17 protein-coding genes are annotated in these 14017 nt (G+C 44.6%); 13 read left to right on the top strand and 4 right to left on the bottom strand.

Annotated elements, in window-relative coordinates; genetic code table 11:
• Window positions 1-266: 266 nt before the first annotated feature.
• The 4 genes from FE394_RS05635 to FE394_RS05620 all read left to right on the top strand — a co-directional run bounded on the left by FE394_RS05635 (window position 267) and on the right by FE394_RS05620 (window position 4021).
• Window positions 267-800: a pyridoxamine 5'-phosphate oxidase family protein gene (locus FE394_RS05635; RefSeq protein ID WP_319925420.1), complete on the top strand. Its 534-nt coding sequence runs from the start codon at window positions 267-269 to the stop codon at window positions 798-800.
• Window positions 801-1195: 395 nt separating this feature from the next.
• Complete coding sequence (feoA, locus tag FE394_RS05630; RefSeq protein WP_319925419.1) at window positions 1196-1420, top strand: ferrous iron transporter A; 225 nt, start codon at window positions 1196-1198, stop codon at window positions 1418-1420.
• Window positions 1421-1453: 33 nt separating this feature from the next.
• The gene (gene feoB / locus FE394_RS05625) at window positions 1454-3766 is read left to right on the top strand and encodes a Fe(2+) transporter permease subunit FeoB (RefSeq protein ID WP_319925440.1); all 2313 of its coding nucleotides are present in this window, start codon (window positions 1454-1456) and stop codon (window positions 3764-3766) included.
• Window positions 3767-3781: 15 nt separating this feature from the next.
• Entirely contained in the window at window positions 3782-4021 is a 240-nt protein-coding gene (locus tag FE394_RS05620; protein WP_319925418.1) for a FeoC-like transcriptional regulator, read from the top strand.
• Window positions 4022-4047: 26 nt separating this feature from the next.
• Here FE394_RS05620 and FE394_RS05615 read toward each other — a convergent pair whose 3' ends face one another.
• Window positions 4048-4362 carry a helix-turn-helix domain-containing protein gene (locus tag FE394_RS05615; RefSeq protein WP_319925417.1) on the bottom strand — a complete coding sequence of 105 codons (315 nt, stop codon included), beginning with the start codon at window positions 4360-4362 and terminating at the stop codon, window positions 4048-4050.
• Window positions 4359-4700 carry a toxin gene (locus FE394_RS05610; RefSeq protein WP_319925416.1) on the bottom strand — a complete coding sequence of 114 codons (342 nt, stop codon included), beginning with the start codon at window positions 4698-4700 and terminating at the stop codon, window positions 4359-4361. The genes FE394_RS05615 and FE394_RS05610 overlap by 4 nt, the downstream gene beginning before the upstream one ends.
• Before the next feature lie 327 nt (window positions 4701-5027).
• Between FE394_RS05610 and parS the strand changes: the two genes are divergently transcribed.
• Together parS and FE394_RS05600 are read left to right on the top strand one after the other, a co-directional pair.
• A complete protein-coding gene (gene parS, locus FE394_RS05605) occupies window positions 5028-5474 on the top strand; it encodes a type II RES/Xre toxin-antitoxin system antitoxin (RefSeq protein WP_319925415.1) in 447 nt (148 codons plus the stop codon).
• Complete coding sequence (locus FE394_RS05600) at window positions 5471-5929, top strand: RES family NAD+ phosphorylase (RefSeq protein ID WP_319925414.1); 459 nt, start codon at window positions 5471-5473, stop codon at window positions 5927-5929. The genes parS and FE394_RS05600 overlap by 4 nt, the downstream gene beginning before the upstream one ends.
• Here FE394_RS05600 and FE394_RS05595 read toward each other — a convergent pair.
• Window positions 5904-7094: an MFS transporter gene (locus tag FE394_RS05595; protein WP_319925413.1), complete on the bottom strand. Its 1191-nt coding sequence runs from the start codon at window positions 7092-7094 to the stop codon at window positions 5904-5906. The genes FE394_RS05600 and FE394_RS05595 overlap by 26 nt on opposite strands.
• Window positions 7095-7306: 212 nt before the next feature.
• Between FE394_RS05595 and FE394_RS05590 the strand changes: the two genes are divergently transcribed.
• On the top strand, window positions 7307-7750 hold the full coding sequence (locus FE394_RS05590) for an OsmC family protein (protein ID WP_319925412.1): 444 nt from the start codon (window positions 7307-7309) through the stop codon (window positions 7748-7750).
• Window positions 7751-7871: 121 nt separating this feature from the next.
• On the opposite strand, the gene bioH is transcribed toward FE394_RS05590, so the two are convergent.
• Entirely contained in the window at window positions 7872-8648 is a 777-nt protein-coding gene (bioH, locus tag FE394_RS05585; protein WP_319925411.1) for a pimeloyl-ACP methyl ester esterase BioH, read from the bottom strand.
• A gap of 38 nt (window positions 8649-8686) precedes the next feature.
• Between bioH and gntX the strand changes: the two genes are divergently transcribed.
• From gntX to glpD, 6 genes are all read left to right on the top strand, one after another.
• The gene (gene gntX, locus FE394_RS05580) at window positions 8687-9370 is read left to right on the top strand and encodes a DNA utilization protein GntX (protein WP_319925410.1); all 684 of its coding nucleotides are present in this window, start codon (window positions 8687-8689) and stop codon (window positions 9368-9370) included.
• A 59-nt stretch (window positions 9371-9429) separates the two neighbouring features.
• Window positions 9430-10005 carry a Fe-S biogenesis protein NfuA gene (nfuA, locus tag FE394_RS05575; RefSeq protein WP_319925409.1) on the top strand — a complete coding sequence of 192 codons (576 nt, stop codon included), beginning with the start codon at window positions 9430-9432 and terminating at the stop codon, window positions 10003-10005.
• Window positions 10006-10150: 145 nt separating this feature from the next.
• Window positions 10151-10474, top strand: coding sequence for a thiosulfate sulfurtransferase GlpE (glpE, locus tag FE394_RS05570; RefSeq protein ID WP_319925408.1), 324 nt, complete (start codon window positions 10151-10153; stop codon window positions 10472-10474).
• Between the two features lie 83 nt (window positions 10475-10557).
• Window positions 10558-11394: a rhomboid family intramembrane serine protease GlpG gene (glpG, locus tag FE394_RS05565; protein WP_319925407.1), complete on the top strand. Its 837-nt coding sequence runs from the start codon at window positions 10558-10560 to the stop codon at window positions 11392-11394.
• A 56-nt stretch (window positions 11395-11450) separates the two neighbouring features.
• Entirely contained in the window at window positions 11451-12209 is a 759-nt protein-coding gene (locus tag FE394_RS05560; RefSeq protein WP_319925406.1) for a DeoR/GlpR family transcriptional regulator, read from the top strand.
• Window positions 12210-12452: 243 nt separating this feature from the next.
• The gene (gene glpD / locus FE394_RS05555; protein WP_319925405.1) at window positions 12453-13949 is read left to right on the top strand and encodes a glycerol-3-phosphate dehydrogenase; all 1497 of its coding nucleotides are present in this window, start codon (window positions 12453-12455) and stop codon (window positions 13947-13949) included.
• Window positions 13950-14017: the final 68 nt, after the last annotated feature.

Genomic DNA, 14017 nt, shown 5'->3' with positions numbered 1-14017 from the left:
TAAAATAAATTATCACAGCAGATTAAATAAAATTAACCACGCCTTTATCTGATAAAAAACCATAGAATTCATGACAATGATTTTATTTGTTTCCAGCGTTATAAATTTGAATAAGTGATAACACCTGACTATTCCTGAAAATAATCCGTATAATTCGCTTTGCGATAAATCCATTAGTAAAAAAACTTATTGGATATTATAAAAAATACAATTAACTAACCTGTTCTTTAAATAAAAAACACATTCATACTGTTGAGGAAAAAGTAATGAATAAGCATATCCAAAGCAGTTTTAACTTACTCAGCAATATCCGTTTTTTCAATCTTTCCACTCATGACCCAGATGCCGATTCAGCCTGGTCATCAACCCTGTTTTATATTCCGCAATACCACCCACTCAAATTGATTTGGTATTCAAAACAAAATACCCGACATTCGCGGGAGCTGTACATCAACCCCCGTGTCAGCGGGACAATCTATAGCAGCCAGGTTATGCCTGATTCATCACTGGATCTGGCCGGCTCCCAATTTATGGGTTATGCCCGCCAAGTTCCCGACGAACAACTACAGGAGACGTATGATCACTTCTTTCTGAAAACCTTTCCTGATGAGAATATCCGCAAGAAGAAAGCGCGTCCTATCAGTGACTATCAGGGTCATGCGGAACGCCGTTTCTATGAATTGGAGATTCAGGTGTGGTGGGTATATGATTCGGATGCCTGGACTCTTCATAAGGATGATGATCGCGTTCAGGTTCCATTGAGTGAGCTACTTGTTCCCCCCATGTTCAATGAAAAATAAATAATGAATGAATGAGAATGAACAATCATTCGAAATATTAATGAAAAGATAGAAATTAACAGGCCCTGTTTATTATCTAGGGCTTGTTACCCTAATAATCTCTACGCCTTATATTTTCCCTCCACTTTTAACGACTTACCGAATGAAGAAAAATTTCAGACAATACTCAACCAGTATTGCAGCCATTTATTTTCAATTAAATCACCATTAATTTGATTAAAATCAATTTATTTTAATACCATCCGAGGATAAACAATCCGTATCGCAACTGCATATTATTATCATTAACAATTAGAATTCAGAGTAATCGCCATACTTTTTTCTTGTGAATTCCCCTTTATTGAGGATAATAATTCTTATAATCACTTATATTTTCAGTTTTAATGGAGAGTTATATGGCTCTTATTCCAGAAAGCACATATAAAATTCTGGGATTTTCTCCAGATATCAGCCCGGCTTACCGACAAAAATTATTGTCTCTCGGCTTGCTGCCCGGTTCAACATTTCAGGTCATTCGCTTCGCTCCATTGGGCGATCCAATACAAATCGAAACACGCAGGGTAAACCTGACCCTCCGTAAACAAGACTTAGAATTTATCATCTTGCATGAAGATCTATAGTATCACCCCTGATTGGCAGAAGCAGAAAGTATGATGAAACATTTAACCATAGGCCTGATCGGTAATCCCAATGCCGGTAAAACGACCCTATTTAACCAACTCACTGGTTCCCGACAACGAGTGGGAAACTGGGCAGGAGTCACTGTAGAGCGCAAAACCGGCCACTTTATAACCCATGACCATAAAGTCGAACTTGTCGATCTTCCGGGCACTTACTCACTGACTACCATCTCTGAACAGACTTCCATTGATGAACAAATTGCCTGCCACTATATCCTCAGTGGTGAAGCCGATATGTTGATCAACGTTGTGGATGCCTCAAATCTGGAGCGCAACCTTTATCTCTCGCTGCAACTGATTGAGCTGGGAGTTCCCTGCATCGTTGCACTGAATATGCTGGATATCGCCCAAAACCAGCGTATCAATATTGATGTCAAAGCACTGGAGCAACGTCTTGGTTGTCCGGTTATCCCGTTGGTATCTACCCGTGCCACGGGGATCGATGCACTGAAAAAAATCATCGACAATTACCCGCAACAATCCAACCCTGTACAGGTTGAGTATCCCGATGTGTTATTGCCGGAAATTAATCTCCTTTCCGGCCAGATCACAGAGAAGTTCAATCCACAACAACGTCGCTGGCTCACTTTGCAAGTGCTGGAAGGGGATATTTATAGTCGCGAGATTTCTGAACTGACTCAGGTACAACTGGCTGAAAGTAAGGAGCGCCTGCAAGAAACACAGATTGAAGAACCAGACCTGATTATTGCGGGAGCGCGCTATCAGGCAATTAACGAGCTTTGTCTGGCCGTCATTGATACCCGCTCGGCCATACCAAACAAACTGACCAAAACATTAGACACTATTATCCTGAACCGTTGGCTGGGTGTACCCATCTTCCTGTTCGTCATGTACCTGATGTTTGTACTGGCCATTAATATCGGAGGGGCTTTACAGCCAATCTTTGATGGTGCTTCCGCCGCCCTTTTCATTGATGGAATGCAATGGCTGGGTTATACCCTCCACTTCCCGAATTGGCTGACAGTTTTCCTTGCCCAAGGTATCGGCGGGGGTATCAACACGATGCTACCGCTGGTTCCCCAAATTGGCATGATGTACCTGTTCCTCTCCTTCCTTGAAGATTCAGGCTATATGGCTCGGGCCGCGTTTGTCATGGACAGGCTGATGCAGGCAATGGGGCTTCCGGGTAAATCCTTTGTGCCCTTGATTGTCGGCTTTGGCTGTAACGTGCCAGCCGTGATGGGGGCAAGAACTCTGGATGCGCCGCGTGAGCGACTGATTACTATCATGATGGCACCGTTTATGTCCTGTGGGGCGAGGCTGGCAATCTTCGCCGTGTTTGCTGCGGCATTTTTTGGCAAAAGCGGGGCAAGCATCGTCTTCTCTCTGTATATATTGGGAATTGTCGTTGCCATCCTGACAGGCCTGTTGCTCAAATACACCATTATGCGTGGTGAAGCCTCGCCATTTGTGATGGAGCTGCCTGTTTATCATGTTCCCCATGCCAAAACCCTGCTGCTCCAGACTTGGCAGCGACTGAAAGGTTTCGTGGTACGGGCAGGTAAAGTGATTATCGCCGCCAGTATGTTCATTGGCGCGCTGAACAGCTTCTCTTTCTCAGGTAAAACTGTAGACAATATCAATGAATCAGCACTGGCTTCAGTCAGTAAAGTGATTACACCAATATTGCAGCCCATTGGTGTTCATCCCGATAACTGGCAGGCAACAGTCGGGCTGGTTACCGGAGCCATGGCAAAAGAAGTTGTTGTAGGAACTCTGAACACGCTATATACCGCAGAGAACATCACCCAAGAACCGTTTAATCCGGATGAATTCCGGTTATTGGATAAACTGAAAGGTGCCGTTGCAGAAACCCGGGATAGCCTGAAAGAAACCCTGACCCTGAGCGCACTTTCTAACCCGATTGAGGCCAGCAAAGGTGATGGGAATATGGATCACGGTTCGATGGGAACAATGAGTGCCAAATTCGGCTCTGCTATTTCTGCTTACAGTTATTTGATCTTCGTACTGCTGTACGTGCCCTGTGTTTCCGTGATGGGAGCCATTGCCCGTGAAACCAGTCGTGGCTGGATGATTTTCTCCATCCTGTGGGGATTGAACGTCGCCTATTCACTATCGGCACTGTTTTACCAGATCACGACGTTTTCAGCTCATCCGCAGAGCAGTCTCATCACGATTCTGGCGGTCGTTCTGTTTAACGTACTGGTCTTTATTGGCTTGCGTCGCGCACGCAGCAGAGTCACGGTAACACTCAATAATGCCAAAGACAGTCACTGTGCATGTTCAGATAACAGTTGCCATTAGACGCAGGAGTCATGAATGATTAGCTTGCTGGAAATCAGAGACGCCGTTGCCCTCAATGGGCGTACTGATGCGAGATCACTGAGTCATCAGTTTTCAGCGCCTCTGCCAATGGTGGAAGCCATGCTCAAGCAGCTTGTCATGATGGGTAAACTGGAGGAAGTGGATGCTTCCTCCTGCCTCAGCGGTGGCTGCAAGCAGTGTCCGGAAACGCAGAAATGCGATACAAAAGCGTACCAGTTGGCAGCCAAAAATTAAGACATTGCCTGCTTTATAGGGTTTGATTAAAGCAGGCTTTCAAGCGCTTTTAACGTATTAGGATCTTTTTCTACTAGACGCAACAATAAGACTGCCTGTGGATTGGGCTTTGCTTTACCTTGCTCCCACTTCTGATAAGTTGTAATCGCTGCTCTCAGATAATTAGCCAATACGGCTTGGGATATATTAAGTTTTTCCCGAATAGACCTAATTTCATCAGGTTTCAGCGCTTCGATAGATTTAGCTGCGACCTTATGGGTTTTCAGAGTAATTTTTCCTTTATTATGTAGCTCTAAGCTCTCCATTCCTTCTTTGAGTTCAGAAAACAGATCACGGCTCATTTATCCCTCTCTTTCTTCATGTTTTCTAACAGATTATGTAAAATCTTAGACTGATTTGGACTCAAATCCTTCATTTCACCTTTGTTGTAAATGGTAAATAATATGAATTGAGTCTTATCAACCCACCAATAATAAATAATTCGAACGCCTCCACGTTTTCCCTTACCACGCTGTGGCTCAGAAAAACGTACCTTCCGCAAACCTCCCGTATGTTGAATAACATCTCCAGAGAGAGGATTTTTAAGTAACATATTTTGAAATGCGCGGAATTCATTATCTGATAAATAATTAGCGCGATATCTCTCAAATGGTGGTAATTCAATAAAGATCGCTTCCATATGAATATGTTCCGTCAATTATCAAATCACCCATCATTGTATACCCATATTTACTATAGTCAAATTGGTTATAGTTGTATTATTACTCAACTTTATAAATCTGTAGCATGCATCATCTCTTGGAATACAACACACACGACACCACACCTAAAGCAAGATAACGCAATATCTTGTTGCTGTGCAGATAACATTTCGGCTATCAACGGCAATGCGGGTAAATACATTAAAATACCTAATCATAGATATCCGACTTTTATAGATATCAGACTTGCATAACCCAGACAAGTGTCATATAAGAATAATGACATTTGTCATTTAGGGGGATATATGCGTATTTATGTACCAAATGATGTAGTCAACAAAAAAGCGCTATGGCGCTCTGTCGGGTTACCGGCAAATCGGGGACAAGATCTCATCAACGTTTTACAGACTGGCTTACCCCTTGATGTACTGGATAATATTCATCGAGATTCAGATTTGTCTAAAGCCGATATCCTGCGCATCGCGGGTATCAATGAGCGTAATGTTGCACGCCGTAAAAGCTCCGGGCGCCCGCTTTCTCCTGATGAAAGCGAACGTATAGCCCGCTTGGTTCGAGTGTTTGATGCAACGATTGTTTTCTTCAATGGTGATAAAGAGGCCGCCTATCACTGGCTCAAGCATCCCGTAAAAGGATTGGGCAATGTTGCACCCGTTTCCCTTATTTCTACAGAAAGTGGTGCCCTTGAAATTATGGATCTCATCGGCAGACTTGAGCACGGGGTCATTTCATGATTTTTTATCGACTGATAAAATCCGTCCATGCTAATGAAGCATGGACGGGATACGGCGCGAAAAAATTCGGCGGGCGCTGGAATCATAAAGGATATGCCGCAGTCTATGTGTCTAGCTCCATTGCGCTAGCGGTACTGGAAATTTATGTACACGCTCCAAAAGAAACTCTGCTTGAAGAATACCGACTCTTTTCTATTGAAATAGCTGATACAGCCATAGATTATTTACAACATAGTTACTTACCTGACGACTGGAGACACGATCCTGCCCCCATTTCCACAATGGACATAGGCAGTGGCTGGCTAAGTGCCGCAGAAAACATTGCCCTTATCATTCCGTCTTGCATTATTCCCTATGAAAATAATGCCATTATTAATCCGAATCACCCTGACTTCCCCGAATTCATTACATCAGTCAAAGAATTGGATTTTACATTCGATCAACGTCTAACCTAATGGGGTGACTCTTGGAATACAACACACACGACACCACGCCTAAAGCAAGACAAAGCATTAATATCGTGGTCATCCAGGGATACTGACTTGGCAGTAGACTTGCGATAACACCAATCGTTGCCGCCATCACTTGATGAATAAATCCACACAATGCGACCGGATAACCGCCTTCGACGGGGGATTTTTCAATAGCAATCGACATACTGATGGGATAGATAATCGCCTGCCCGATAATTGCCACGCAGTACGGCAACCAAAGCAGCAATGCGGAGTAAAAAATCCCACCCAATAACATCACCGAGCAGCCAAATAACAATATTCCCAAACCAATCAGAATGATCAATTCACGGCCTTTCCTGACAACATAACGACTAACGATCAAAGCACCCAAAAAATAGGTCATGCTGATAGGCCATCCCAATAAACCGTATTCATATGCATTCCATTGCAGCTGTGTTTGAAAGATAAACGGTGCATTGGTGTTGAATGTAACAACGATGCCATAACCTAATGCTCCCGCCAACGCAGGTAACAGAAATTGCTTACACCGCAGGATGGTCACATAAGTCAGTTTAAAAGAAAGGGGAGATGGAGTTAGCTGCACTTCAGGAAACTTTATCAGGGAGAATAACGAAAGCAGTACAAGTGTGGTGATTGTCAGACTGAAAAAAATTGCCTGCCAGCCCCAGAGTTTTGTCACTACGGCACCTAAAAACTGCCCTATTCCTACGGAAATCACAAATGAAATCGAGAGCCAGGAGAGGCTTTTCGCTAACCGATCACCACTAAAATGGTCTTTGATTAATATACGGGAAAGAATAGTCATTCCTCCCGCGCCCATTCCTTGCAGGAAGCGGAGAAAAATGAACATTTCAGTATTGCTGACCATCGGTATGGCGAGACTGCACAGTGAATAAAAAAGTATGGCAATTGAGAGTACTCTTTTTCTGCCATATTTTTCACCCAATCCACCCCAAATGAGCATCAATACAGCCATACCGATTAAAAATGCAGGGAAAGATAACGCGATATCCTGTTGCTGAGCAGATAACGTTTCAGCTATTAACGGCAATGCGGGTAAATACATTGAAATACCTAATTGCGCTAAAAAAACCGTGATAAAAGCGATAAATATTATATATTCTTTTTTTAGTCTAATTCCCATATTAAATTCCTTATTAAGAAGCAATAACATACTTTATATTAGGCTGAGCAATGAAAATTATGGCTTAACTAAAAATATCTCATTCAATATTAAACAAAAAATCCCTTTTATGAAGAATAAACTCATCCGCCACTGGAAAATTGAAAAATAAGAATCATTTTCTTATTATCTGAAAAGTGATTCCCCTATATTAATAACCCGAGGATAGTAATATGCCTAAAGAGTTATTTACTGCAACAATTGAGTCAGCCGGCCATCTCAAAATGAAATGTTCATCGCGGGACTTTACCTTCCACTTAGACGAACCGAAAAGTCTGGGTGGAACCGATGAAGCGATGAACCCTGTGGAAGCGTTACTTTCGGTTTTTGGTGCATGTCAGTGTATTGTGGCAAAAAGCTTTGCCCGCAAGCATAAAATCAATTTGATCGATATTCAGGTTAAAATGGAAGGAGAACTGGATACCGATGGCTTCACTGGCAGAAATAAAGCGGCCAAAATGGGTTTTTCCAAAATCACGTCCAAATATTATATCAAGGCAGACAATACCGAACAGGAAATTCGCGACTTTATTGAGTTTGTCGAAAGTAATTGCCCTGTTCTCGATACTATTGTCAATACCCCGGAAATTATCACCGAGGTTTATCCGATTAAATAATCAGGTATACGCCTAACATAGGAAAATGGAATAAACAATATAACTTATTCAGTTCATTCCATTTTTAAAATCCAAGATATAAATAAGAACGCCTAATAGCAGTACACTTAATGATTAAAAATCACCATCCCATACTGGCAGTAAAACCTGTCAATACTTCAATAAACTCATCAGGATGAGAAATAAACGGGGCATGGGCGGAGTTGCGCATAATAACGGAATGCGTATCCGGCCATTCGCTATCAAGCCGTTCCGCAATTCTGCGCGGTACAAGACCATCAAGATAGCCATACAGACGCAGGAAAGGCAACCGGAGCTGCGACAGCTCTTCCCTTAAATCATCAGTGCGCAGAATTTCCAAACCCGCATTAAGTACTTCTACCGATGGCATCGGCTGATTCAGTATGACTGATTTCAATATACGGGCATCCTGACGAGCACTTTCTGTTCCCAATGTCTGCAATGCCAGAAAACGTTCGACCGTCTTCTGAAAATCAGCACTCAATTGGTACTCAAAAGCACTCAATACCTCGGGTTTAATGCCCGGCCAATCCTCATCAGCACTGAATTTTGGAGAAGAAGCCACGGTCACTAAACCCGCAACGTTTTCCGGATGATCCAATGCAATCCGGCTGGCAACCAATCCTCCTAAAGACCATCCCAGCCACAGGGCATTTTCCGGTGCTTGCTGCCACACTGTCTCTGCCATTTCCGCCAGAGACATAGCCGAATATGACTGACTGCGCCCATATCCGGGCAAATCCACCAAGTGCAAACGAAAATGCGAAGCCAATCGCGTTTCCACTGAGCGCCAAACCTCTGCATTCAATCCCCATCCGTGCAGCATCACAAGATCGCGAGGTGCATCACCGATTGTCTGCCAAAACAACTGTTCCATTGTTATCCTCATCTTATTTGTCACCAAGGAAGGGAACTATGCTAACAATGGTTGGATACTGTTGGCTATGCCATCAAAATTTGTATTTTGCCTATCATGGAGTCTGCCACGTTTGTCATCGGCACTTAAAACGGCTGCAATCTGTCTGCCCCCGTTGCGCCTTGCCTGCGGAATCGAGGGAGGTTCCTTGTGGCCGCTGCCTGAAAGATCCGCCTCCGTGGCAACATTTAATCGCCATTACGGATTATGCTCCGCCATTAAGCCAGCTTATCCAGCGATACAAATATCATGCGACGCCTCAACTCGCACCCGTGCTGGCTCGCCTGTTTCTGCTGCATTGGCTACAAGGCTATCGGGAAGGCCGCTGGCATAAACCGGATCACATACTGGGCATTCCCCTGCATAGAAAAAAGCGCTGGCAACGAGGCTTCGACCACATTGAATTAATTACTCACTGCTTATCGCACTGGCTGCAATGCCCTTATCAGCCCGATCTTTTGCAACGTTCACGTGCTACACTCACGCAACGGGGCTTATCTGCCGCCCAAAGGAAAACCAATCTTAAGCATGCGTTCCAATTACGGGGCGATTTTGCTGATCAACATGTCGCTATTTTCGACGATGTGATCACCACAGGCACAACGCTGCATGAGGCCTCACAATTGTTAATTCGTGCGGGGGCGCGCTCTGTGCAGGCCTGGGCAGTATGCCGAACCTTGTAGTTCCTTTATAAATGGGCGTATTATAACCAACTAGAACAGTCAACTATTGAGCAAATGACATGATTAATATTACTGAAGCAGCGCAAGCGCACTTTGCCAAACTACTGGCAAATCAAGAACCGGGCACTCAGATCCGTGTGTTTGTCATTAATCCGGGAACACCGACTGCTGAATGTGGTGTTTCCTATTGCCCACCGGATGCTGTTGAAGCCACTGATACTGAATTGAAGTTCGACCAAATTTCTGCCTATGTTGATGAAATCAGCGTTCCTTTTCTGCAAGAAGCCGTCATTGATTTTGTAACCGACCAACTTGGATCTCAACTGACCCTGAAAGCGCCGAATGCCAAAATGCGTAAAGTGGATGACGATGCTCCGTTGATTGACCGCGTCGAATATGTCCTACAATCGCAGATCAATCCCCAGCTCTCAGGGCATGGTGGTCGTGTCAGCCTGATGGAGATCACCGATGAAGGCTACGCTATTCTGCAATTCGGTGGTGGATGCAACGGTTGTTCAATGGTCGATGTCACCCTGAAAGAGGGAATTGAGAAGCAGCTTTTGCAGATGTTCCCTGAATTGAAAGGGGTCAGAGACCTGACTGAACACCAACGCGGTGAACACTCGTATTACTGATTATTTTTTCTGTTTCTAATATTTTCTAGCGATATTTTCACGCCTTTCCAATGAAACCGTTGGGAAGGCGTTCAGGTCATACCAGATAGCCATTAAGAAATGAATATATTGTCAAGGAAAATTTTAGAAACTACGTTGAGTATTTATGGATCATTTTCAAACAATAGCCCCTGAGCAGGCTTACCAATATTGGCTCGATAAAACCGCCGTTATGGTAGATATCCGTGACCCACAAAGTTTCCGGGCCGGGCATGTAACCGACGCATTTCATCTGACGAATGAAACGCTCAACAGCTTTCTGCAAGAAGCAGATTTTGACCAACCCGTCATGGTGATGTGCTATCACGGCCATAGCAGTCAGGGAGCGGCGCAATACCTTATCAACATGGGTTTTGAAACGGTTTACAGTGTCAACGGTGGTTTTGAGATCTGGCAGAGAGACTATCCTCAGGCCGTCCACACCCAATGAATTTTTGACGCACGGGCTTCAGCGCGATGACTCCCTTGCGATCTTGCGATTAACTTCAATTTAAGGCAGAGATAAGACGAGCAATGATTCATGTAACTTCAATATCCAATCCTCGGCTGGCTCAGGCCTTTATTGATTATATGGCGACGCAGGGTATTCATTTGATCATGCAGCCTGCCAATGAGCCATCGTTAGTTGAATTATGGCTTGAAGATGACAGCCAGTTAAGTCTGGTTGAAAAGGAGTTTAACCATTTTTCCCGTGATCCACTCAATGAGCGCTATCAAGCCGCCAGTTGGCAAACGGGCAAATCTGTCAGTCCTTTTCAGTATCGCAACAATCTGAACTGGGGCACGCTTAAAAGTCAGTCCGGCCCCCTGACCATCTCCGTGGCAGCCCTCTGCATCCTCGTTTACCTCTGGATACAAATTGCAGGCATACCCGATGTCATGAACTGGCTGGCATGGCCTGCCAGTAATCAGTATCTGGAAGTCTGGCGTTGGGTCAGCCACGCCCTGCTGCATTTTTCTCTGACACATATCCTCTTTAATCTTACGTTGTGGTGGTATCTTGGCAGTCAGGTGGAACGGAAGATGGGTGCCGGAAAACTCTTTGAGATCACGATAGTATCGGCTGTTTTTAGTGGTTGGTCTCAATCATTGTTCAGTGGTTCTCATTTCGGTGGACTTTCAGGTGTGATCTTCGCTCTGATCGGATATATCTGGCTAACGGGCGAACTTTCCCCTAAACGAGGGATCGGTGTTCCCAGAGGACTAATCGCGTTCTCCGTCATCTGGTTGTTGGTTGGCTATTTCGAGCTTTTTTCATTAAATATCGGCAATGCTGCCCATGCGTCAGGCTTAATCATCGGGTTATTAATGGGTCTGTGGGATAATTTGCGTAAACAAAAAAATCAATGATATCCGAATAATTTTGGTTAACTACAATTCATCTAGGCAAACATTAGGGGAGTTTCGTGAAGCAAACTCAGCGACATGATGCAATAATCGAGCTGGTGCGCCTTCAAGGTTATGTCAGCACTGAAGAGCTGGTTGAACATTTTGATGTCAGCCCGCAAACTATCCGACGCGATTTAAATGATCTGGCAGATAAAAATAAAATCCATCGTCATCACGGTGGGGCCGCATTGCCTTCTAGTTCTGTCAATACTGCCTATCATGACCGCAAAATCATGTGGTCAGATCAAAAAGCCCGCATCGCTCAGCAGGTAGCCACTCAAATCCCGAACGGAGCAACTCTGTTCATTGATATCGGAACGACTCCGGAAGCTGTGGCACACGCCCTGCTCAATCATCGGGATTTGCGGATTGTCACCAACAATCTCAACGTTGCCACCTTATTTATGGGCAAAGAAGATTTCCGCCTGATTTTGGCTGGTGGTGAGATTCGCTCTCGTGATGGTGGCATCATTGGCGAAGCCACACTGGATTTTATCTCTCAATTCCGTCTCGATTTCGGCATTCTTGGGATCAGCGGCATTGATAGTGACGGTTCCCTGCTGGAGTTTGATTATCATGAAGTGCGAACCAAACGCGCGATTATCGAGAATTCCCGCTGTGTTATGCTGGTTGCCGACCATTCAAAATTTGGCCGCAGTGCGATGGTTAACCTCGGCAATATGAACCTGATTGATTTCTTGTTCACGGATAAAGCACCTCCTTCTAACATCCAGAAAATCATCGAACAGCATAACGTCAAGCTAGAACTGTGCTAATCATAATTTATCCAATGACGTTCCCCACCTGAAATTCTGGTGGGGTTCACCTGCCAATATCCTCTCAGATTTGTATCCTGCAAAATCCTTATTAATCTTAGATATAAGATAAAGATTTGTTACCTGTATCACGTGAATATGTTTTTTCTTAGTTAATGGTTGGCGACTGATGAATTTTTGATTACAATCCTTGAGCGAAAACGAACATGAAAGAACTGTTTCGAACATTTCAGAGGGTATGCAATGGAAACCAAAGACTTGATTGTAATCGGCGGCGGAATTAACGGCGCTGGTATTGCAGCAGATGCTGCTGGACGGGGACTTTCAGTCCTGCTGTTGGAAGGTCAAGACTTGGCCAGTGCGACCTCGTCTGCCAGTTCCAAACTGATCCACGGGGGGTTGCGCTATCTGGAGCACTATGAATTCCGTCTGGTCAGCGAAGCGCTGGCAGAACGTGAAGTGCTGCTGAAATTAGCGCCTCATATTGCATTCCCGATGCGTTTTCGCCTGCCACATCAGCCGCATCTGCGCCCGGCGTGGATGATCCGCATTGGTCTGTTCCTGTACGATAATTTAGGCAAACGCGTTAGCTTGCCAAGTAGTAAAGGGCTGAAATTCGGCGAAAACTCAGTATTGAAATCCTCGATTACCCGTGGTTTTGAATATTCCGACTGTTGGGTTGACGATGCCCGTCTGGTTGTCCTGAACGCGCAGGAAGTCCAGAAACATGGCGGAGAAGTGCGTACCCGTACCCAAGTTACTCGCGCATATCGTGAAAATGATTACTGGATAGTTGAAGCTAAAAATCTCACCACTGGCGAAACCAATACATGGCGCGCTAAAGGCTTGGTAAACGCGACCGGCCCGTGGGTAAAAAACTTCTTCGATAATGGCCTGCAACTAAAATCACCTTATGGCATCCGTTTGATCAAAGGCAGCCATATCGTTGTCCCTCGCGTCCATGATGAACCGCAGTCTTATATTCTGCAAAATGAAGATAACCGCATCGTGTTTGTCATTCCATGGAATAATGATTTTTCCATCATCGGTACGACCGATGTTGAATACAAAGGCGATCCAAAAGACGTTAAAATTGACGATAAAGAAATCGATTATTTGCTGCAAGTCTATAACGATCACTTCAAAAAACAACTTAGCCGCGATGATGTTGTCTGGACTTATTCAGGCGTTCGCCCATTGTGTGACGATGAATCCGACTCTCCGCAGGCAATCACTCGTGATTACACGCTGGATGTGCAGGATGAGCAAGGACAGGCACCATTACTTTCCGTATTTGGCGGTAAACTGACGACTTATCGTAAGCTGGCTGAGCATGCAATGGAGAAACTGGTACAGTACTATCCAAACGCAGGCAAGGCATGGACTAAAAATGGTAAGTTGCCGGGTGGTGAGCTGGAAGGCCATGACCGCGATGGTTACGCACGTCTCCTGCGCCAACGCCACAACTGGTTGCCAGAAGGCATAGCACTGCGTTATGCCCGCACTTACGGCAGCAATAGCCAGATTATTCTGAAAGGTGCAGAAGAACTGTCCGCTCTCGGCGAATTCTTCGGGCATGGCCTGTATGAAGCCGAACTGCGTTATTTGGTCGAACACGAATGGGTTACACAGTTGGATGATGCTATCTGGCGTCGTACTAAACTGGGTATGTGGCTCACTGACGAGCAAAAACAACGTGTCGCTGATTGGCTGGTTCAGAACGTCAAATCAGCTCAATAATAAGACTGATTTAGCGTGATTTAGTTTTGTTTAATTGAAAAATGGCGATAATTTTTTATCGCCATTTT

The organism is Xenorhabdus littoralis (assembly GCF_033949345.1).
GTDB classification, from domain to species: domain Bacteria; phylum Pseudomonadota; class Gammaproteobacteria; order Enterobacterales; family Enterobacteriaceae; genus Xenorhabdus; species Xenorhabdus littoralis.
Note: the sequence above shows the minus strand (reverse complement) of the source record. Positions and strands in the feature narration are given on the sequence as shown.